Annotated in this window: 16 protein-coding genes; 7 read left to right on the forward strand and 9 right to left on the reverse strand. The window is 41.5% G+C overall.

All coding sequences use genetic code 11. The annotated features are described in order from the left end of the window. The first annotated feature begins 28 nt into the window (after positions 1 to 28). From AC59IL_RS20350 to AC59IL_RS20365, 4 genes are all read left to right on the forward strand, one after another. Positions 29 to 2,161 carry a hypothetical protein gene (locus AC59IL_RS20350; RefSeq protein WP_496554030.1) on the forward strand — a complete coding sequence of 711 codons (2,133 nt, stop codon included), beginning with the start codon at positions 29 to 31 and terminating at the stop codon, positions 2,159 to 2,161. A gap of 80 nt (positions 2,162 to 2,241) precedes the next feature. Then, entirely contained in the window at positions 2,242 to 4,281 is a 2,040-nt protein-coding gene (locus AC59IL_RS20355; RefSeq protein ID WP_496554031.1) for a hypothetical protein, read from the forward strand. Positions 4,282 to 4,352: 71 nt separating this feature from the next. Beyond that, the gene (locus AC59IL_RS20360; protein ID WP_496554032.1) at positions 4,353 to 6,317 is read left to right on the forward strand and encodes a hypothetical protein; all 1,965 of its coding nucleotides are present in this window, start codon (positions 4,353 to 4,355) and stop codon (positions 6,315 to 6,317) included. A gap of 250 nt (positions 6,318 to 6,567) precedes the next feature. Beyond that, positions 6,568 to 8,193 (forward strand): hypothetical protein, encoded by a 1,626-nt coding sequence (locus AC59IL_RS20365; RefSeq protein ID WP_496554033.1) that lies wholly within the window; start codon positions 6,568 to 6,570, stop codon positions 8,191 to 8,193. A gap of 128 nt (positions 8,194 to 8,321) precedes the next feature. Here AC59IL_RS20365 and AC59IL_RS20370 read toward each other — a convergent pair whose 3' ends face one another. Further along, positions 8,322 to 9,185, reverse strand: a complete 864-nt coding sequence (locus AC59IL_RS20370) for a T9SS type A sorting domain-containing protein (protein ID WP_496554034.1) — start codon at positions 9,183 to 9,185, stop codon at positions 8,322 to 8,324. Positions 9,186 to 9,679: 494 nt separating this feature from the next. Between AC59IL_RS20370 and AC59IL_RS20375 the strand changes: the two genes are divergently transcribed. After that, entirely contained in the window at positions 9,680 to 10,171 is a 492-nt protein-coding gene (locus AC59IL_RS20375; protein WP_496554035.1) for a hypothetical protein, read from the forward strand. A gap of 131 nt (positions 10,172 to 10,302) precedes the next feature. Here AC59IL_RS20375 and AC59IL_RS20380 read toward each other — a convergent pair whose 3' ends face one another. Both AC59IL_RS20380 and glyA read right to left on the reverse strand, forming a co-directional pair. Next, a complete protein-coding gene (locus tag AC59IL_RS20380) occupies positions 10,303 to 10,719 on the reverse strand; it encodes a DUF4293 domain-containing protein (RefSeq protein WP_496554036.1) in 417 nt (138 codons plus the stop codon). A gap of 72 nt (positions 10,720 to 10,791) precedes the next feature. Further along, positions 10,792 to 12,072, reverse strand: a complete 1,281-nt coding sequence (gene glyA / locus AC59IL_RS20385) for a serine hydroxymethyltransferase (protein WP_496554037.1) — start codon at positions 12,070 to 12,072, stop codon at positions 10,792 to 10,794. A gap of 368 nt (positions 12,073 to 12,440) precedes the next feature. On the opposite strand from glyA, the gene AC59IL_RS20390 reads away from it, so the two are divergent. Both AC59IL_RS20390 and AC59IL_RS20395 read left to right on the forward strand, forming a co-directional pair. Further along, a complete protein-coding gene (locus AC59IL_RS20390) occupies positions 12,441 to 13,439 on the forward strand; it encodes a sugar phosphate nucleotidyltransferase (protein WP_496554038.1) in 999 nt (332 codons plus the stop codon). A gap of 172 nt (positions 13,440 to 13,611) precedes the next feature. Next, the gene (locus AC59IL_RS20395; protein ID WP_496554039.1) at positions 13,612 to 14,028 is read left to right on the forward strand and encodes a carboxypeptidase-like regulatory domain-containing protein; all 417 of its coding nucleotides are present in this window, start codon (positions 13,612 to 13,614) and stop codon (positions 14,026 to 14,028) included. A gap of 179 nt (positions 14,029 to 14,207) precedes the next feature. Here AC59IL_RS20395 and AC59IL_RS20400 read toward each other — a convergent pair whose 3' ends face one another. The 6 genes from AC59IL_RS20400 to AC59IL_RS20425 form a co-directional block, all read right to left on the reverse strand. After that, positions 14,208 to 15,212, reverse strand: a complete 1,005-nt coding sequence (locus AC59IL_RS20400; RefSeq protein WP_496554040.1) for a hypothetical protein — start codon at positions 15,210 to 15,212, stop codon at positions 14,208 to 14,210. Between the two features lie 238 nt (positions 15,213 to 15,450). Then, on the reverse strand, positions 15,451 to 15,987 hold the full coding sequence (thpR, locus tag AC59IL_RS20405) for an RNA 2',3'-cyclic phosphodiesterase (RefSeq protein WP_496554041.1): 537 nt from the start codon (positions 15,985 to 15,987) through the stop codon (positions 15,451 to 15,453). A gap of 68 nt (positions 15,988 to 16,055) precedes the next feature. Beyond that, positions 16,056 to 17,405, reverse strand: coding sequence for a M20/M25/M40 family metallo-hydrolase (locus tag AC59IL_RS20410; RefSeq protein WP_496554042.1), 1,350 nt, complete (start codon positions 17,403 to 17,405; stop codon positions 16,056 to 16,058). Between the two features lie 179 nt (positions 17,406 to 17,584). Further along, on the reverse strand, positions 17,585 to 18,982 hold the full coding sequence (gene mgtE / locus AC59IL_RS20415) for a magnesium transporter (protein ID WP_496554043.1): 1,398 nt from the start codon (positions 18,980 to 18,982) through the stop codon (positions 17,585 to 17,587). 146 nt (positions 18,983 to 19,128) lie between these two features. Next, positions 19,129 to 20,439 (reverse strand): ABC transporter permease, encoded by a 1,311-nt coding sequence (locus AC59IL_RS20420; protein ID WP_496554044.1) that lies wholly within the window; start codon positions 20,437 to 20,439, stop codon positions 19,129 to 19,131. Between the two features lie 11 nt (positions 20,440 to 20,450). Next, positions 20,451 to 21,383 (reverse strand): ABC transporter ATP-binding protein, encoded by a 933-nt coding sequence (locus AC59IL_RS20425; RefSeq protein ID WP_496554045.1) that lies wholly within the window; start codon positions 21,381 to 21,383, stop codon positions 20,451 to 20,453. Positions 21,384 to 21,683 lie beyond the last annotated feature (300 nt).

Consider the following 21,683-nt stretch of genomic DNA (forward strand, 5'->3'; position numbering starts at 1 on the left):
ACATTTTCCCTATCGTAACCGGCATTATATGAAACGAATAGTTCTTCTACTGACCATGGCCTTTATGCTGCACGTGGCCCATGCACAATTTGTATACAAGCTCAAAGCCGACAGCGTACTCATCACCAATGATTCCTGCACGGCGGAATTAAACCTTGAGAACAGTACCAAAAATGTAAAAGGCTTTCTTTATAATAAAGGCAATGGACGTACGGAGTTTAGAAAAGTGGTGAAGCTAAATGATTCAACCCTGGTCATAGGCAGTGATACGCTCACTATACAGGGGGCCTCTGGCAATTACATACGAAACCAAAATGCTATTGCTCAACCCGCCAATTTTCGCATTCAGGGAAATGGTGTTATTAGCGGATTTAGTAATTATAAGGGGCTGTTGGCAAATAACCTTCCTGCGCAGGCGTATATTGCACATGGGGATAATAATTGGGGGCTAACGATACAACGGGCAAGTAATAACACAGGTACTGCCAGTTTAACGTTTTTTAAGAACAGGAATAATGATTTTTCTACATTGAAGCCATCCCCTTTTTATGACCGTATCGGGCAAATCAACTTCATGGGGGTATCCGGTGATAGCGCCACCATAAGTTTGGGCGCTAATATTTCAACCTTCATTGAAAAAGTAGCTAACGATTACATATCATCCGGTGTTGAAGTGTGGACAAGAGATACCAATGGCGTATTCAAATCATCAGCCTATGTAAGTGCTAATGGAAATTTTCGAATAGGAGGTATCGCCGCTGTTACCCGAAAACTGGAAGTTCAGAGTGGTGATGTAATGTTCAATTCGTTATCTGCTTCAGGAAATGTACTGGCAGGGGCAGATAATAATGGTGTTTTTAAAAAGATAAAGCTCGGCCCTTCTCTTATATTCAGTAATGATACATTGAATACAGCCACAGGAAATGGCTGGTCTCTTTCAGGCAATACAGGCACAAATCCAACAGGCAATTTTATTGGTACTATCGATAGCCAGGCGTTATCCATTCGTACTAATGGCGTCGAAAGGATGTATGTGGGAACTAATGGCAAAGTAGGGATTAATGCGATTCCTACAAAGGCCAACCTGCATTTGAACGTTGCCGGAGGAACTATTACACCCAGTTTGATTCCTGGTAGTAATGTTGCCGGTATGCTGATAAGTACCGATCATTACATAGCAGGATGTTGCAGTTCAGAATACGCTATCCTCACTGCTGGTGATGCAAACATTTTAGGACGTTTTATAGGAGCAAAAAACCGTGGTTCGTTTACTGCTCCCTCAGCAGTGCAAAATGGCGACTATGTTACTCAATTTGCCGGTAGTGCATATGATGGAACAAGCATGTTAACAAGAGCATCAATCGACGTGCTGGTAGATGGAACTGTTTCAACCAGCTCTGTTCCTATGACTATTCGGTTTAGAACGGGTGCAGGATCATTAACAGAACGCATGCGCATTACATCTGCAGGCAATATTGGCATTGGTACTACAAACCCTGCTTACCTGTTAGATGTAAACGGTAAATTAGGCGTACGTACAATTGATAGTTCAGCTTCTGCTGCAAACATGCTTTACCAGGATGCGGCTACTGGAGAAATTAAGAAGGCAGCGGTAAGCAACGGTCCAAAGATATTATTAAGCGATTCAGCAACCAACGTTGCCCAGGTTGATATTATCTTAAACACTTCAACATTAGGGCGCGCATACGATCGCATCGAAATACAAATAAATAAATGCCGGCCTGCTACCGATAATACTGATTTTCTTGTACGGTTTTCGAACGACAATGGTGCTACATTTAATAACGGAGCATCAGATTACGAATGGACAAGTAACTGGAAAATTTCAGGTGCAGGAAGCGGTTCTATTGGTGTTAATTCCCAACATACAGATGATAAGATCAGCATAGTACAAAATGCTGGAAACAATAGCGGATATAGCTGTAATGGTTCTATTATACTCTATAACATTTTTGATAATGATTATCAAACGCTATACGACGGGCATTTTATAACTAATTCAAGCGCATCCGGTGATATAATAAGAAGTGATATAGGAGGACGCCGTAGGGCAACGCAGGTTACTAATGCAGTCAGGTTATACTTCAGTTCAGGCAATATCGCAAAAATAAAATACAGGGTTATAGCTTATGCAAATTGACAAGCAATAATCTGACACTGGACGAAAATTTACAGTAATACTCTAAATAAAATATTATCCCTATAGCAAACCGGCAATAAATGAAAAGAATAGTTCTGTTACTGACCATGGCCTTTATGCTGCATGCCGCGCATGCGCAATTTGTATACAAGATCAAAGCCGACAGTGTACTGATCACCAATGATTCCTGCACGGCTGAATTAAATCTGGAAAATAGCACCAAAAATGTTAAAGGTTTTCTCTATAATAAAGGTAATGGACGTACGGAGTTTAGAAAAGTGGTGAAGCTAAATGATTCAACCCTGGTCATAGGCAGTGATACGCTCACTATACAGGGGGCCTCCGGCAATTACATACAAAACCAGAATTCAACTGCACAAAACGCCAATTTTCGCATTCAGGGAAATGGTATTATTGGCAACTTTGGTAATTATAGAAGTTTGCTTGAAGGTGGATTGCCTGCCCAGGCATATATCACACAAGGTAGTAGTAATTGGGGGCTATCAGTGCAAAGAGCAAGTATTAACACTGCAACCGCCTATCTTACTTTTTTTAAAAACCGGTATAGTGATTTTTCCGTATTAAGGCCTTCTAACTTTGCTGACCGTATTGGACAAATTAACTTTATGGCGGTATCGGGTGACAGTGCAACGATAAGTAATGGCGCCTATATTTCTTCATTCATTGAAAAAGTAGGCAGTAATTATGTTTCATCCGGTGTTGAAGTATGGACAAGAGACACCAATGGCGTATTAAAATCAACAGCCTATATAAGTGCAAATGGAAATTTTCGCATAGGAGGTTATGCCACAATAACCCGAAAGCTGGAAGTTCAGAGTGGTGATGTAATGTTCAACTCCTTATCGGCTTCGGGAAATGTATTGGCTGGTGCCGATAATAATGGCGTATTTAAAAAGATAAAGCTCGGCCCTTCTCTTATATTCAGTAATGATACATTGAATATAGCCACAGGAAATGGCTGGTCGCTTACCGGTAATGCAGGCACTGACACGGCTACTAATTTTATTGGTACTACCGATAACAAGGCCCTGGTATTTCGCACCAATAATACACAGAGAATGCGATTGTCTGAAGATGGTAGTTTATTGATAGGAAAAACTACCAGTAATGGATTGGGTAAACTGCAGGTACAGGGAAGTTCTTATATAACAGATAGTTTATTTGTTGGCATTAATTTTAATGGTGTAAGAGCATTGTTATTCGGATATCCGTCTGATGTGTGGCCGGGCTGGTGGTGTGATGTGGGATTGAGCACTTCTCCAATTTTCAATAATCAGACCTCAACGGCGATAGCAGGGAGAGGTAATGCAGGTGTACGTACTAATCGACGTATCAGTGATATCACTTTTGGTCAGATATCTCCTACGAGGCCGGCAATTCATATAAATCCTGGTAATATTTCAGGTTATGAAACGCATATAACAGGAAAGACCGTTATTGGTGGCGATTCGGCAATTGGAACCAAAATACAATTAATAGGTACAACAGGCATAAGCGATACGCTTAAAATGCCCAATATCGTTTCAAAATCAGATACCACCGCTTATAAACCGGTAGTAATCGATGGCAGCGGGAATGTTTTTAAATTAAGCGCCTGGCCTGCCAAACAAACATTCGCCCAAACAGCTACCGGTACTGTTACCGGTACGGATGTAGAAACAACGCTGATTGCTGCCGGAACAGGCAACCTTACCATCCCGGCCGCCTCATGGTTTGTGGGAAAATCATTTAGAATAATCGTTCAGGGGTTGTATTCAACTGATGCTTCTAACCCGGCCAATGTAACCTTTAAAATAAAACTGGGCTCAACGGTAGTAGCGCAATCTTCACAACTCTTTCTCGGTTCAGGAAAGAGTAATATAGCGTACGAATTGCGGGCAGTACTTACATGCCGGTCAACCGGTAGTTCAGGCACGGTGTATACTATGGGAATGCTCAATAGTGATGATGTTGTTGTGAGTAAAATAAATAATGGAACAAGTGCTACAACAGTTAACTTATCTGCCGACCAAACGCTTAATATAACAGTAACGCCCAGTGATTCGGCGTTGGGAAATTCGGTGTCGGCGATCATTGTAACGTTTGAAGCAGTGAATTAAGCAACGATCAGGAATAGGCAATAATGGAATTCTATATAAATATCTTATCCATTTTATAAATCGTGCATCACATGAAGAAGATATTCCTGTTCCTGATGCTTGCATTTTCGTTTACACAAACGTATGCCCAGTTTATATACAAGATCAAAGCCGATAGTGTTTTGATCACCAATGATTCCTGCACGGCGGAATTAAATCTGGAAAACAGTACAAAGAATGTAAAAGGCTTTTTGTATAATAAAGGCAATGGACGTACGGAGTTTAGAAAGGTTACAAAGCTGAATGACTCAACATTTATAATGGGTAGCGATACCTTAGTGATAGGAGGTAATTCAAAAAATCTGGCAACCGCACCACTTACAGCGAATGGGAATTATACACATAACTGGAATAATAAACAGCTGTTCATTGATAGCTTGTCCCAGCTAAGAATGCTGGGCACAGGTATAGGAGTGTTTGGAACAAGAAAACAAAATTTGAACTTTAAATGGTTTGGGGGATGGTATGGAGGTCCGTTCGGACGGTTTGAAGTCATGCAAACATTGCGGAATGTTGCAGATACTTATGATTCATTGGGCATGGGAATGTTATCTGCAAATTCAGTAATTCAGTTTGGTGCGCTTAATTTAGGCGCATCAAATACACCTAATGTTACATCCGCAGGTGTGAGTGCCGGATTTTCGGGCGTAAGTTTATGGTCTATGTACGCGGGATATAAAATAAGCCGGGTAACTGTTGAGCCAGGTAAGGTAAGACTGGAGGCTAACGATTCGATTATGGTTCAGGGAGTTCCGTCTGCCTCAACTGTTGATGCTATTTTAGCATTGGGACCAACGTTAGGAGTAACCAGTACAGATCTTAATTTTCAGAAAGTATTAAAAATATCTCCTTCAGCTATTGTCGGTAATTTTGGCTGGTCGCTTACAGGTAATGCAGGCACTAACCCAACAAGTAATTTTATCGGTACTACCGATAGCCAGGCGCTGGTTATACGAACCAACAATATTGAAAAAATGCGTGTTGCCGCCAATGGCAATGTGGGTATTGGTACTGCCACACCGAATTCGAGATTGAATGTTCAGGTACCTGATACAATCGCTTCCAATTCTGCTTATTCCTATTTCCATTATCCTGCTATGCAGGGATTACGATTGGGAACTACTGATGCATCGATACCGTCGATTAATACAAATGCTTTAATCAGTTTTGGCAGACATACAGGCCCCGGCATAATGGTTTACGATAATTTAAATACCAAATCCGATTGCGCCGGACTTGGCATTGCGCCAGGTGCGCTGCAAATCTATATTGGTAATGGGGGCTTTTTTAGCTGGAATATTAAAGGCTATCAACCCGTAAACGGCACCAATGAAATCATGCGATTAATGTATAACGGTAATCTGCTTATAGGCACTACAACCGATGAAGGATATAAGTTACAGGTAAATGGTACCGCTAAAATAAGCACATTACCATTTATAAGTGGTCGCGATACGGTGCTCACCTACGATCCTTCAACAAAACAATTGATGGCCACATCAAAAATGGCGCCTTCATTCGCCCAAACCGCTACCGGCACCGTTACCGGAACAGACGTTGAATCAACGCTCATCTCTTCCGGAATCGGATATCTCACCATACCTGCATCGACTTTAACGGTGGGTAAAAGCTATAAAGTGACCGTATATGGGGTTTATTCTACAGATGTCGATAATCCGGCCAATATAACACTCCGGTTAAAATTCGGGTCGGTTACAATAGCATCAAGCTCCATATTTCTTGGTTCGGGAAAATCGAATGTACCCTTTACGGTGCAGGCTACTATTACATGCAGGTCTGCTGGCTCATCTGGAACCATTTATACTTTTGGAAATGTGTTCCGTGATGGAAATGTTGATCCCATTACCAATGGCACAAGTGCATCAACAATCAATACAACAACCAGTCAAACACTCGATGTAACGGTTCAGTTAAGTGATTCTTCATCGGGAAATGCTATCTCGACATATATCGTAACCCTTGAGGCCATTAATTAGTATTCAAAAAAAACTGCATTACATGAGAAAAATATTCCTTTTCCTGGTAGTAGCTTTTGCTTTTACCCGAACCCATGCCCAGTTTGTATACAAAATTAAAGCCGATAGTGTACTCATCACTAACGATTCGTGTACTGCTGAGCTAAATCTCGAGAACAGCACCAAAAATGTAAAAGGGTTTCTGTATAATAAAGGCAACGGGCGTACCGAATTCAGAAAGATGGTGAAGCTGAACGACTCAACATTTATAATGGGAGCAGATACATTGGTGATTGGCGGAACTCCAAAAAATCTGGCAACGGCACCACTTACGGCTAATGGTAATTATCAACACGAATGGGAAGGAAAACAGTTAGCTATTGACAGTATAGGTTTTTTAAACCTCGTAAGTAGTGGTATTGGTTCGGGTATTCAACAGAAAGTTACAATAGCAGCAAGGCCAACAAATCTTTCGCAACCTTTTGATATAAGAGGTATAATAAGAAATAATGCCAATACTTCGGATTCAATTATAAATAGTTTACAATTTATAACCGGCGTTATGAATTTAAGAACAGATGCTGATTATAAAATGGCAGGTTTTGCTTCAGGTGTTTCGGGAGGTAATGGCGTAAATGCCTTGATGAGTGCCTCAGATTTATTGATTGCAAGATTAAGTAATGTAAAAGTTGCTCCAGGATATGTTGAATTAGCCGGATTTGATAGTATTATAGTAAGTAAGCTTGCAAGTGTTTCAAGTTCAGATAGTGTGCTTGTGCCAATTTTCTCAAGTACTGATTTGATACATAGAAAATTTAAATTGGGCAAAGCTCCTGTTTCAGGCATTAGTCAGAATATTGCAAATACATCATTAAGCCCAACTGCTGATTTAGTTCATAACTGGAACCAGCATTGGTTTAACATTAATAATATTAATCTTTTTTCTGTAAGTGGTTCTGCAATGGTTTCAGGTTTAAATCAGACTGTTGTCTTTCAACATCAGGCAAATACTTCAGTACAACCAATATGGTTTGGTGTTAGAACTAAAAACGTTGCAAATACATTAGATTCTATTGCCAATGAATTTCGGGTACTTGGCAGGACATCCGAGATTAGTTATAGAAATCATATGTTAAATATAGATGGAATTATTGCTACAGATATAACAGCTGCTGACCTAATGCATCAAGCTAATAATCGCTCTTCAAGAGTAAGTGTTACCACGACTTCTGTAAATTTATATCCTGCAGATAGTTTAATTTTAAGTGAGTTAGGAAGTGTGTCAAGTGCTGATACTTTGCTTGCTGTTATACCTTCAACAACTATTCAATGGATGGATGTAAATCCTACTTACAGAAATACCAATAAAGTAAAGAAAATTCCGGTCAGTTCCATAGTTAGCAAGCAATCTTTCGCCCAAACCGCTACAGCTACCATTACAGGTACAGACGTTGAAGCAACCCTCATATCCTCAGGAACCGGAAGCCTTACCATTCCCGCCTCAGCCTGGGTGCCAGGTAAATCTTTTAAAATTGTGATACGGGGTGTGTATTCAACAGATGCTTCTAATCCGGCGAATATAAATTTTAAAATAAAGTTGGGGTCAACCGTTATCGCGCAGTCTTCAGGAATATTTCTGGGTTCTGATAAGAACAATATACCTTATGAATTGCGGGCAGAGTTTACCTGCCGGTCAACCGGCGCATCGGGCACTATATTCACCATGGGTATGATTTATAGCGATGACGATTTTATAACCAGATTAGATAATGGCACAGGCGCTACTACCGTTAATTTAACTGCGAATCAAACACTGGATGTAACGGCAACCCTCAGTGACGATTCGGCCGGAAATTCAATTTCATCATTTATTGTACTATTCGAAGCCGTTAATTAAGCGGCATCAATAGGAACCAGTAACCTTTTTCGAGATGAATGGGTATAAAATCAAAAAATCCCGCTGTTTCAGCGGGATTTTTTCATGGAATAGCGCTACTTTATAGTAACAGAAAACGGTCTCGAATTTTAATTCTTAATCAGCTTAAAACGTTGCTCTTTCACCTGAAGGATATATACTCCTTTGGGTGCACTTGCATCGATGCTGATGGCATTAGCGCCTGTGAGGCGATGGTTCACCAGTTGACCTGATAAGGTAAATACTTTTACATTGCCGGGAGCAAGGTCAGATGAAGTGGCTCCGATTAATTGTATTTCGCTGGTAAACGGATTGGGGAATATTTTAGATATTGTACCAGCTCCTGCTTTACCATTTACATATATTACTTTCGAATACTCAACGAAACCATCAATGTCAATCTGCTTCAACCGGTAAAAATAAGCGCCGGCAGTTGGCAACTTATCCATATACGAATATTTTAAGGTGGTTAGTGAATTACCGGCGGCATTAAGTGTTCCTACTTTCGAATAATTTCTACCGTCAACGCTTCTTTCCACTTCGTATTGAGAACTCTCCAGCTCAAGCGCAGAACTCCAATCCAGCACTACGGTATTGCTACTTTGTAAACGGCCGCTGAACGAGGTTAACTTAACAGGCAGGGAGGCTTGAGAAAGATCAGTAACATCTGCCTTGCAAAAACTACCCGATCCGTTACTGGTAATTATATAGCTGATTTGCGTATTACAATCAAAGCTAAATACTTTTGAACCGGTGGAATCAATTGTTACACCGTTCGAAGGGATGGTATCGAGCGATGCATTCAGAAAAACCATCGCGGAATTAGGCCATGCGCCTGTAATTAATATAAAGCATCCGCCACCACTCGGAAATCTTGCTTTTACCGCACGGGATGTGCCCCCGTTTGGACATTGGGCCATTGAAGTAATAGTTAAACACACGAACGCCACAATTAAGAGGTAAAACTTTTTCATACATACATTTATTAGGTTCAGAAAATAGAAAACAATTCCATGTCGCCTGCTAAAGAGCATGCGAATAACGGTCAGCGACCAACGATAAATGATCGCCTGGTTTTTAAACAGGTAATGGAATAAATACGGGAGATATCAAAACCTAAATCCGGGTGGGAATTCAAACAGGATATGGATCAAAAACAAATTGTTCTGAAAAGGGAATTATGCAACAGGTAGGAAATTCTAACAGATATTGGAAACATTCTACGACGGAAATACAAACCACTGGGGTTTAACGGGTATCGTTATACTTTTTTCTACGGGGATGGGATGCGAAGTCGAAGGTAATAAAAATAGTTAAATTTCAAAATCATTTACAACATTAAAATTGTGATATTGAATGCTTTACAAAAATTACTAATACGTTCACCCGAAAATTCGCTTCACGCCACGCCTTTTAACACAATAAAAGCATTTGCTATTATTACTTTGCAGTTATTATAGCAGTTTACATGAATAAAATCGTAATTTTTTGTTTGTTGATAATCACATCTGTTGGTGCATTTTCGCAGCAAATGTCTGTTCCACAATTAATAAATATGCTCGACTGGAACGCTAAACAAATAGATACCACCCTGAAAAAAGACGGGTACCTGCTGATGAAAAAAGATATCGACTCAACCAGCGCCCTGTACCAGTATTCGTGGTTCGATAAACAGGAGGATGGCCAGGCAGTCGTACGCTCATTAAACTATATGGACGCATCTGTTAGAAACCTCAAAAGCCGGCTGATCACCTATCGTACCTATAATAAAGAAGAATACCAGCAAATCGCTTCATGGCTGATGGAAAATAATTACCATTCAACCGCCCAATACGATTTTAAAGAAGCCAAACATACCCTGTACAGCAATGGGCAGCAAACCATTCGCGTAAAAGTGATCACTGTTGACCTGAAGGATAGGAAGAAATATGTTGCCTATGAGCTGGAAATCGGAAAGTAATGGTGGTCAATGGTGAATGGTCAATGGTGAATAGTGACCAGGCGATAGTAAATGAAATGTATATAAATTGCAAATGGTGAATGGAATGGCCGGGAATTTATTGACCATTGACCATTCACCATTCACGAATATCATCTCAGTCTGTCGAGGCTCTTTACCAGTTTTTCATCTTTTCTGATGCCACGCATAGCCAATATTAAAAATATGGGAACAACGATGGCAAAAATGGCGGTCAGATTGTAGTTGCCCTGACCTGGTAAGAACTTTTGCGTTTGCATAAAGAACAGCACCAGGTTAATGATTGATACCAGCAGTGCAATCAATGCAATGCGTGATTGCAGTTTTCGGTTCTTATATAAAAAGATAGCTATCAGCGATGCCAAACCTACGCCTGCAGATAATATAAGCAACAGCAAATTACTTTGTGCGGTTACATATAACAGGGGCTTTCCGGCCTCGATAAGACCATTATAAAACGGAAACTGCAAACTGGCAAATGCTGCTGCAGCAGCCAGCAATAACCAAACTGATTGAATACGTTGAATCATCTGTAGATTATTTTCATCAATAGTGAATCGCAAAATGTTGCAGTACATTCACCATTGACCATTCACCATTCACTATCCTAATTCGGGGTAAAGCGGAAACTGTTTCATAAATGCCGACACATCATTTTTTACACCAGCGATGGTTGCATCATTGTCGGTATCCATTAATACTTTATCAATAAAGCTCACCACCGTTTCCATATGGTTTTCATTCATACCACGGGTAGTAACGGCAGGAACACCTACACGTATACCGCTGGTTACAAAAGGACTTTTATCATCAAAAGGCACGGCATTTTTATTCAGTGTAATGTGCGCCTTATCGAGTGTTTCCTGTGCTTTTTTACCGGTAAGGTTTTTATTGCGCAGATCGATCAGCATTAAATGGTTATCGGTTCCATTGCTGATGAGGTTATAACCGCGTTTTACAAAAGCGGCTGCCATGGCCTGCGCATTTTTAATAATCTGCTCGCCATAAGTTTTAAACTCGTCGGTGAGTATTTCGCCAAAGGCCACAGCTTTTGCTGCAATAACATGCTCCAGCGGTCCACCCTGCATACCAGGGAAAACAGCCAGGTCGAGCAGCGCGCTCATTGGCCTGATATTTCCTTTGGGATCTTTAATACCCATGGGGTTATCGAAATCATGGCGCATCATGATAATGCCGCCACGGGGACCGCGCAATGTTTTATGTGTGGTAGAAGTTACAATATGACAATGATCAAAAGGATCATTTAGTAAGCCTTTTGCAATTAAGCCGGCGGGGTGGGCAATATCTGCCATCACCAGGGCGCCGATTTCATCGGCCACTGCACGAATACGTTTATAATCCCAGTCGCGGCTATAGGCCGATGCACCGCAAATGATCATTTTGGGTTTTTCTTTTTTGGCAGTAGCCTCAAGCTGGTCGTAATCAACCAGGCCTGTTTCTTTATGTACGCCATAAAATAATGCCTGGTAGTTTTTACCGCTGAAATTAGCAGGGCTGCCGTGAGTAAGGTGACCACCCATGCTCAGGTCGAGGCCCAGTATTTTATCGCCCGGCTTTAAGCAGGCCAGAAATACAGCTACATTGGCCTGTGCGCCTGCATGCGGTTGCACGTTGGCCCAGCTGGCATTGAATATCTTTTTTAACCGGTCGATGGCAAGGGTTTCGATCTCATCTACTACTTCACAACCACCATAATACCGTTTACCGGGGTATCCTTCGGCATATTTGTTGGTAGGCACGCTGCCCATGGACTGCATTACCTGATATGAAGTAAAGTTTTCAGAAGCAATGAGTTCTATACCATTTCGTTGACGTTCCAGTTCTTTTTTAAGAAGGTCAAAAACAAGCGTATCTTTTTGCATGGCGCAAATATAAGGCAGAAGTCTGAAGTCTGATGTCTGAAGTCTGATGTCTGATGTTGGAAAAATGGAGGAAAAGATGCGCTCAGAGGGGCTTTCCGACTTCCGACTTCTGACTTCCGACTTCTGATTCCCGGCTTCCGGTCTTTCCGACTTTTTTACTAACAAACATTGGTACAATATTTTTCACTATTTTCACGGCTTTGAAAAAACACAAACGGATTGTTTTTCAGGAAATAACCTGGTTGAACAACAGCAGTAATATGTAAAAGACACATAGGGATAGAGGAATTGCACAACATAAGAACTGCGGCAGCCATGGATGTTTCTGCACAAAAGGCGCAGAAGGATGAAAAACAAATATTTTTCAAATGAAAGCAATTATTCCCGTAGCGGGTGCAGGCACAAAGTTGCGACCGCATACGTACACGCAACCAAAGGCACTTATACCCCTGGCAGGTAGAACCATACTTAGTATCATTGTTGACCAGTTACGCGATGGAGGTATTAATGAATTTGTTTTTATTGTAGGATACCTGGGCGATAAGATACAGGATTATGTAAAGGAAAAATATCCCGACCTTAAAGCATGGTTCGTAACCCAAAGCGAGCGCCATGGTATTGGCCATGCTATTCAACTTACCAAAGACATTGTGGGCGAAGATGAAATGTTCATCGTGCTGGGCGATACCATTTGCGAATATGATATAAAGGAGATACTCGATATGCCCTGCTCGGCACTGGGCGTAAAACGTGTTGACGATCCGCGCGATTTTGGTGTAGTGGAAATCGCGGAAGACGGATTTATTAACCGCGTGGTTGAAAAGCCTCAGATCCCCAAATCGAATATGGCCCTGGTGGGCATTTATCGTATTAAAGAAACTTCTTTTTTATTTAATTGTCTCGAAAGCAACATACGCAACCAGGTAATGGTCCGTGGCGAGTTTAGCATTACCGATGCACTGGAATGCATGATACAGCATGGCGCCAGGTTTCAGCCCTATAAAGTGCAAAACTGGTTCGATTGCGGTAAAAAAGATACGTTACTTGAATCGAACGCAACCCTGCTAAAGAAATTTGGCGGTATTATTTCGCCCGATCACAATTTTGAAAATACGATCATCATTCCCCCCGTTAGTGTAGCCGAGGGATGCGATATAAAAAATTCTATCGTTGGGCCGAATGTTACCATCGGTGAAAAAACCACCATCAGTTATTCAATAATTAAAGATTCTATTATTGGCTCATTTGCAGACCTCTACGATATTGTTCTAACCAATTCACTCATTGGAAGCGATACAGAAGTGAAAGGCGAAAGCCGTAGTTTGAATATCGGTGATAATACCGAGATCGACCTGGGCGAATCGTGAGTAACTTTTCCTTATTAATTAGCAGCTTTAGCAGGGTAAATTCTTTATATTTTGTTTACCTTCAGGTGAGGAATGCAACATTCTGTATGAACTGCGTGTCTTTACGATTGTCCCTGTTGAAAATAATGGCAGCTCATGTTTGGTATTGCCAACCTTTTAAACACTAATTTTTATGAGAGGTATAAAAAAATACCTGTTGATTGCAGCGTTATTGCCTCTTTCTTTGTTAGCCAAAGCTAATGGTGAAAACGGTAATCGTAAATCATCGGATCCTGCATTACAAGGCAATGTTGCGGATGCCGCTACAAAAAAGCCGGTTCAGGGCGTAACCGTTTCTATTTCCACACCGAAAGGTCAGGAAAAAAAGGAATTTACTACCGATGCTGCGGGTAACTTTAAAGTTCCCCAGATGCCGGTAGGCGAGGTGATTATCATATTAGAAAAAAAGGGATATAAAACTACCCGCCGCGAAGGAATAATTATTAAAGAAGGCGTTTCATTAAAAATGAATTTTGATATTTCTAATATGCAACAGCTCGAAGATGAGAGCGACGCTTTCCATCCGTTTTTGCGCCTGATGGAAGGGTGAATGCACGAATAAAAATATTTAATATATAAAGAGGCTGTCTCAATTCGAGGCGGCCTTTTTTTTGTTACCGGTTACCGGGTATCCGGCAACCGGCAACCGGTAACTGGCAACCGGTAACTACTAATATCCTGGAAAAAATAGCGGAGCTGAAAGCAGCCCCGCGTTACATGAGAAAATCACTAATCTAAATGTGTATCCGAATTGTTATGATGGCGGATTTGCATTTCGCCATTTTGTTTTTTTATGGCTATCTTATTTTTCTTAAAATACTTTTTGTACTTATCGGTTACCTCTGTGGGTTGTTTTTTATCATTGATGTATATATCACCGCCCTTATATTCAATAGAGTAATCTTCTTTTGTGTTCAGCAAACCGTCTTTTTCCATATCATAGATCATTTGCTGGTAGCCCTTTAGTTCATCTTTTGCTTTATCAATATCTTCTCTTGCTTTATCCAGTTCTTTTTTCATGTCGAACTTTTGCTGCTTCATTTCATCCTTTACCTTTTCCAGCTCTTTTTTAACATTGGCCATTTCTTTATCCAGCTCTTCCTTTTTTATCATTTGGGCCTTCTTAAGGTCTTCTTTCCAATCTTCTTTGTCAAGCGCTTCTTTCACCTGCTTCTCGGCCTGCTCAAGTTGTTTATTAATTTCTTCCCTATCAATTTTGCTTATTGCTTCGAGCGACTTATCGAGCTGCAGCCTGACCTTTTCAAAATTTATTTTTTGTAAAGATTCCTGTATCTGGCTGTTGATTTTTTCAAAGTCGATTTTTTGTACAGCGTCTGCTGCCTGCTGATGTATCTTTTCAATATCAATATTGTGAATCGATTCTTCTATATCGCGCTGCATTTTATCCCAGTCTTTCTGTTTCAGTTTTTCCAATTGGTCCTGGGCTTCATCTAATTGTTTAAGTTGTTTATCCAGATCGCGGTTTAATTGTTCTTCACGGGTTATTTTGTTTCTTTTTTCGGTTGGAATGGTATCCTGATGATGGTTAGCAATGGCCGGGTTTTGATGAGGGCCGCCTGTCCAGGCAACAAGCGCAAAAGTACATCCCAGTACAATGGCGCCGGGCAATGCCCAACGGGTAACTGTTTGCATTTTCATGGTTGTTATTTTATGTGGTAATGATTTACGATATCCTTCGTATAAAACTACGATAAATTTCGTAAAATGTTGCATGGGGAGGTGTGTTTTGAGAAAATTAACATTCGGGGAGAGAAGCTATAGTGGTTACCGCTTGCCAATGAACGAACGGTTTCGGGTTTGAGGTTTGTGGTTTGTGGTTCTTTCGATTCGAACATGCTGAGTGTATGTTGGCTGACCAACATTCGAACTGCTTGTAATTACTTCAGGGAATTAAATCGCGGCAGCAACTACAAACCACAAACCATAAACCACAAACTGACTTTTATGGTGGTTACAGGGGCAAACTTTCTGCTACTTCCCATTTCTTTTGTTCGTTATGCCGCAACAGTGATATATTATCGGCAGTGAAAGTTGTTTCGTACACCAGGGAATTAAAATGCTGCCAGGCTTTGGGAAAGTCTTCTTTTTGCAGATCGCGGTTGGCAATGGTGATATGCGGATGAAATGGGCGTTCTTCTTTTTTGATGCGAAAGCCCCCGTCTTTTAGTATTTCTTCTTCTAAATCAATTTTCAATTGCTGTAACGGCGAATTGGATTGTATAGCTGCATAAATTACCCGGGGCTTAAAAGCAGCGAAATTTTTTATATGAATAGTGAAGCTGTGCTGATGTTGCGCGAATTGTTTCAATAGTTCTGTAAGTGTCTGTTGTTCGGTACCGGGCATGTTAAATGGCGGGATCAGCGTAATATGCGCAGGCGATTTTAATGCCACCTTACAATTAAACTGTTGCAGCATATAGTTCTTCCATTCCAGCACCTGCCGGTTGATGTTATCGGGGGCTAATATAGCAATGAAATGTAAAGACAATTGGCAATTGGCAATGGGCAATAGGCAAAGATAAACATTAGCAGGATCTATTGCTTATTGTCAATTGTCTATTGCCTATTGACTGTAGGAACTACCGGCAAGCTTTCATTTCCATCGTCGCTAACCGATTGTACGGCGAAAAAATAATTGTCTTTTGAATAGGGCAATTGTATGCTGGTTTGGGTGGTAAAGATCTTTTTTTGCCAGAAGGGCCAGTTGGTTTCGCGCATCAATAAATAATAACCTTTGGGCTTGCCATACTTTGGCGCTTTCCACATTAAATTGGTATAGTTGGATAATTGTTTTACCTCAATCTGTACTTCCTGCGGCATGCCGGTTGATTTGGCCAGGTTGGCAAGATTGCACAGGTTTAATGCCGTGTTCTTACGCAGGTATTCAAAATCCATGAACTCGGGTAAGTCGCCATACTGAATGCCGTTTTCAACCCGTACATCCTGGTGCTGATGATAATAATTTTCATTCATCTCGGTGATGCGTACGGCCGCATATCCTCTTTGAACATATGGCGTATGGTCGCCGCCCCGTAAAAAGCGGTCGTTCCGGTAAATGAGCACAACTTCAAGATTATCTACATATCGCTCACCGGTTTCTTTTACATAACGCGCCAGCTGGCGGGCTTTGCCATCATTCTCCAGCCCCAGGTTACGAATGTTGGTTGTATTTTTATCCAGCTCATAAGCGGGTAACCCTTCGCTGAACACCCTGATCTTTGTGTTATTGATAATATTGGTTTGACTGGTATTGTTGCTGCCCATAATATCGTTGTTCAGCACGGCTTCAACATTCCGGTTTTCCTTTTTTAATTTTTCTGCCATGAAAGTTGCGCCCAGCAGTCCCTGCTCTTCTCCGCTTACGGCTATGAATATAATGGTGGCAGGAAATGATTGCCGGCTCATAATGCGGGCGCATTCCAGCACGGCTGCCACACCGCTGGCATCGTCGTTGGCGCCGGGTGCGTCTTTTTCGCGGTCCATAACGTTGGTGCGCATGTTATCGAGGTGACCGCTGATGATAAACAGGCGATCGTCGTTAGGGTCGGTACCTTTTAAGGTGGCCACCACATTACCCAACAAAAGATTTACATCTACACGTTTGCCGTCGGGTGGCAGGGTAGTGGTATCGATAACAGCGCTTAAGCGGCCGCCCGATGTTTTGGCATAATCATTAAACTTCGAAAGCACCCATTGCCGGGCTACACCAATACCGCGTTTGGGATCGGTTTGTGTGCTAAGGGTATTGCGGGTGCCGAAGCTAACCAGTTTGAGTATATACGATTTCAGGCTGTCGGCATTTACTTCCGCTACCATTTTTTCAATGGCCGGATCTTTTTGAATAATTGTTTGCGCATATACAGCAGTGCAAATGCTAAAGCTGATGAGCAGTAGTATAATTCTCATGTAGTGTAATTGTTGAAGAATTAAAGATAATGCTAAAAGCGGTTTGTAGTTACGTTGCCGGTTGCCAGTTACCAGTTACCAGATACCAGATACCGGGAACTGGTATCCGGTAACAGGAGACCGTTATAAGCCCGTGCGCTTATAATCATAAAATATAAGTCTTTAAGCTTATATCGCTTTTACAATAAAGTTCCCTTCAAAATAACCGCTGCGATAGTGAAGTATATAACAAGCCCTGTTACATCGACCAGGGTAGCTACAAAGGGAGCTGAAGATGTAGCCGGATCAAGTTTCAGCCGTTTTAAAACAATCGGCACCATTGAACCGCTCAGCGTTCCCCAGGTTACTATTCCGATCAATGAAAAGAAAATGGTGATGGCTATTTTTGCCCAGTGCACGCCATAGTTAAACCAGTGAAAGTTTTGCCATATCGAAATTCTCAGAAAACCGATAGTGCCAAGAATGAGCCCGAGGGTAAGGCCCGATAATATTTCGCGGCGCATTACATACCACCAGTCTTTAACGCTCAATTCCTTTACGGCCATGGCGCGTATGATTAAGGTGGCGGCCTGTGAGCCACTGTTGCCACCACTTGAAATGATCAGCGGTACAAAAAGTGCGAGCACTACTGCTTTTGATATTTCCACATCGAAATAGCCCATGGCAGTGGCGGTAAGCATTTCGCTTAAAAACAATATGATCAGCCAGCCGGCTCTTTTTTTAATCAGTGAATAGAACGGGGTTTTTACATAGGGATAATCGAGGCTTTCCAAACCACCAAATTGCTGCATTTCCTTGGTATCTCTTGCTTCCACAACGTCCAGCACATCATCTACCGTAAGCACGCCCAATAAAATATTATTCGAGTTAATTACCGGCAATACTACGCGATCGTACTCCTTAAACATGGCCACCGCCTTTTCTTTGGTATCGGCAATATGCAAGGTGGCGCAAAAGCCATCGAGTATGCTTTCTATCTTTTTTTGCGGATCATTCAACACCAGCCGGCGCACGGGTATATCGTCAATAAGTTTTCCGTTTTCATCTACCACATAAATATCATTGGCTGCTTCTGAATCTTTATGGTGTTTGCGCAGGTGTTCATTGGCTTCTGCGATCGTCATATCTTTTTCAATAGTGGCAAAATCGGTATTGATCAATCTTGCAACACTATTGTCGGGATAGCCCAGCAGGTCGTGCGTGGTATCTTTATTAGCTTCATTCAGGAACTCAATGAAATAAGATAGCTCCATCCCTTTTAAAGAAGAATAAAAAGCCAGGCGGTCGTCGGAACTTAGTTCGTTCAATATCTGGGCCGCCTTTTCCTGCCCCAGTTGGCGGATGATCTTTTTTTGTGTAAGCTTATCGAGATAGGGGAATATGCGTTCCTGGTTTTTAGCCGGGAAAGACTGAAATGCCTGAAAGGTAGCGTCAAAGGGAATACTCGTTAATACCCTGGCTACTTCGGCCGGATGAACATTGCTTTTGTTACGGTTAAATCCAAACAAACCTGCAAAATCACCTTTCAGCAATTTACCCGTTACATCTTTCAGCGTGGATTGAAAACCTTTTGGCATTTATCAATGAATTACCGGTTAGCTATAAATTGTAAAAATACAATTTGCATACTGGCTAACCCGGTTTTCACCCATCGGTTAACGGGTGGTTAACGAGTTGTTATCCTTCGACTCCGCTCAGGACCATTAACTATTAACAGAACTTTTTAACTCTTCCTGAACGCCCATTTGATCATTTCCTTCCAGGTTACTTTTTTGCCATACAGTAATATTCCGGTGCGGTAAATTTTGCCGGTTAACCAGGCAAAGAATACAATGCTTAATACCAGTAATACCATCGAGGTAATTAACTGTGTTACCGGAACATTGAACATGATGCGTCCCATCATTACTATAGGAGAAGTAAGGGGGAACAAACTGCCAAAAATAGCGAGCGGACTATTGGGTTCCGAAATGGCTTTGGTCATGATAACAAAGGCCAGAATGATAGGCATCATTACGGGAAATACCATTTGCTGCGCCTCCTGCTGGTCTTCACTCACCACGCTTCCGATAGCTGCAAATACCGAAGCATACAACAGATATCCTCCCAAAAAATAAAAGATAAAGAAGAAAAGGATAGAACCCCATTGAACCGATTGCAGACCAATACTCAAATTGGCCATCATGCTGCTGCTTTCGCCGCCCTGCATTTGACTGGCCTGTTGCTGAATCGTATGCGGATCGAACGAGGGAATGATCAGGGGCAACACGAATTGCAGGGTTACTATAAGGCCAATCCATATTGCAAACTGTGTAAGGCCTACAGCGCCGATACCGATGATTTTACCCATCATCAGCTGAAATGGTTTAACTGAACTTACCACCACTTCGGCAATACGGTTTATTTTTTCTTCCATTACACCGCGCATTACCATGGTGCCATAAATAAGCAGAATAACATAAATGAGCATGCCACAGGCAAAAGCAACACTCGAGGCAACACCGGCAACGCTTTTCTTTTCCTGTTTGCCATTGATTAATTTGTTTTCGATAGATACATCTGAATTAATGGAGCGGTATTGCTCAGGTGTAATGTTCACCGATTGCAGCCGTTTTAATTCGATGGCTTTATTTACCGTTCTTTCAATTTTACTTTTCTGGCTTAATCCAACCGGCGACTGGCTGAACAACTGAATGCTGTCGGTATTTTTGGTAACATCCATGGGCGGTATGTATAAAAAGAAATCGTAGCCCATTTTCTTATAACTTGTCTTTAAAGCATCGGGCGCCTGGTTGGTTATAATGGTGTATTGCGATGCGTCGCCTTTGGTATTTTCAATTTTTCCATTAAACAGGTTGGTCTGGTCTATCACTGCTATTTTACTGGTTTCGTTATTGCCGCTGATGCCAATGGCAATGATGGCCGCATAAAAGCCCATAATGATAATGGGCACCAGGATAGTTGAATATAAAAAAGATCTTTTTTTAACGCGTACGAGGTATTCACGTTGTATAATGAGTAATATCTTGTTCATACAAAAGCGTATTATGCAGTTACGGTTTCAAACTGGCGGGCGAGGGGAGTGCCATGCACCAGTTTTATAAATATATCGTTCAGCGAAGGCAGTATTTCATGAAATGCATTGATGCCCACCTGCTGTTGTAAAAAATAATGCAATACATCGTTGGGTTTATGCCCTTCGGTTATTCTTATTACGAGCTGGTTATTTTGTTTTTTGATCACTTCAAACGCAGATGCGTTGATTTCGGCAGGTACATTTTCGAGACCGATGGCAAAGATGTTTTCTTTGAATTGCTGTTTAACGGCGTTCACGGTGCCATCGAGAATTTTTTGTCCTTTATTTACCAGAATGATATGGTCGCATATTTCTTCAACCTGTTCCATACGATGGGTGCTGAAAATAATGCTGCTGCCATTTTTCGCCATCTGATAAATTTCATCTTTGATGAGGTTGGTATTTACAGGATCGAGTCCGCTGAAGGGTTCATCGAGAATGACGAGTTTGGGATCGTGCAATACGGTAGTTACAAACTGTAATTTTTGTCCCATGCCTTTACTCAGGTCTTCGACTTTTTTGTTCCACCAGCTTTGCATTTCGAATTTTATAAACCAGCGTTTTACCCGTTCGGTGGCTTCGGCTTTACTGAGTCCTTTTAATTGCGCCAGGTAAATAGCCTGATCGCCTATTTTCATCTTTTTATAAAGTCCTCTTTCTTCGGGCATATAACCTATATAGGCTATGTCTTTTTCGGGATTGAATTTTTCACCGTTGAAAATAATCTCGCCGTCATCGGGGAATAAAATGCCGGTAATCATTCGTATAAGGGTGGTTTTACCGGCCCCGTTCGGGCCCAGTAAACCGAAAACGCTACCGGGCGCCAGTGAAAAACCAATATCATCTACCGCCTTCTGCGTAGCATAATATTTTTTCAGATGTTTTACTTCGAGTAAGTTCATGGTATTGTTTTAGTCCGAAAGTCGGAAAAGCCTGCCCGACTGCCGGCGGGTCTGAAAGCCTGAAAGAATTTGCAATGGGTGATGATACTTTCGGACTTTCTGACTTCCGGACTTCCCGGACTTTTAATTAAAAGGTAACGAAACTGTTAATTAGTAGCAAGAAAAAAAGATTTGTTACAGTTATATAGTCCGAAAGTCGGAAAAGATTGAAAGTCCGGAAGAAATTCCAACGGCAGAATGATGCTTTCGGACTTACGGACTTGCAGACTTTCAGACTTTTTACGCACCTTCGCATCAAAA

The organism is Niastella sp. sgz303648 (assembly GCF_059587045.1).

What these genes read in the sequence shown, in the direction of transcription:
- AC59IL_RS20350 (WP_496554030.1), top strand. Translation starts at nt 29, where the DNA reads ATGAAACGAATAGTTCTTCTACTGACCATGGCCTTTATGCTGCACGTG.
- AC59IL_RS20355 (WP_496554031.1), top strand. Translation starts at nt 2,242, where the DNA reads ATGAAAAGAATAGTTCTGTTACTGACCATGGCCTTTATGCTGCATGCC.
- AC59IL_RS20360 (WP_496554032.1), top strand. Translation starts at nt 4,353, where the DNA reads ATGAAGAAGATATTCCTGTTCCTGATGCTTGCATTTTCGTTTACACAA.
- AC59IL_RS20365 (WP_496554033.1), top strand. Translation starts at nt 6,568, where the DNA reads ATGGGAGCAGATACATTGGTGATTGGCGGAACTCCAAAAAATCTGGCA.
- AC59IL_RS20370 (WP_496554034.1), bottom strand. Translation starts at nt 9,185, where the DNA reads ATGAAAAAGTTTTACCTCTTAATTGTGGCGTTCGTGTGTTTAACTATT.
- AC59IL_RS20375 (WP_496554035.1), top strand. Translation starts at nt 9,680, where the DNA reads ATGAATAAAATCGTAATTTTTTGTTTGTTGATAATCACATCTGTTGGT.
- AC59IL_RS20380 (WP_496554036.1), bottom strand. Translation starts at nt 10,719, where the DNA reads ATGATTCAACGTATTCAATCAGTTTGGTTATTGCTGGCTGCTGCAGCA.
- glyA (WP_496554037.1), bottom strand. Translation starts at nt 12,072, where the DNA reads ATGCAAAAAGATACGCTTGTTTTTGACCTTCTTAAAAAAGAACTGGAA.
- AC59IL_RS20390 (WP_496554038.1), top strand. Translation starts at nt 12,441, where the DNA reads ATGAAAGCAATTATTCCCGTAGCGGGTGCAGGCACAAAGTTGCGACCG.
- AC59IL_RS20395 (WP_496554039.1), top strand. Translation starts at nt 13,612, where the DNA reads ATGAGAGGTATAAAAAAATACCTGTTGATTGCAGCGTTATTGCCTCTT.
- AC59IL_RS20400 (WP_496554040.1), bottom strand. Translation starts at nt 15,212, where the DNA reads ATGCAACATTTTACGAAATTTATCGTAGTTTTATACGAAGGATATCGT.
- AC59IL_RS20410 (WP_496554042.1), bottom strand. Translation starts at nt 17,405, where the DNA reads ATGAGAATTATACTACTGCTCATCAGCTTTAGCATTTGCACTGCTGTA.
- mgtE (WP_496554043.1), bottom strand. Translation starts at nt 18,982, where the DNA reads ATGCCAAAAGGTTTTCAATCCACGCTGAAAGATGTAACGGGTAAATTG.
- AC59IL_RS20420 (WP_496554044.1), bottom strand. Translation starts at nt 20,439, where the DNA reads ATGAACAAGATATTACTCATTATACAACGTGAATACCTCGTACGCGTT.
- AC59IL_RS20425 (WP_496554045.1), bottom strand. Translation starts at nt 21,383, where the DNA reads ATGAACTTACTCGAAGTAAAACATCTGAAAAAATATTATGCTACGCAG.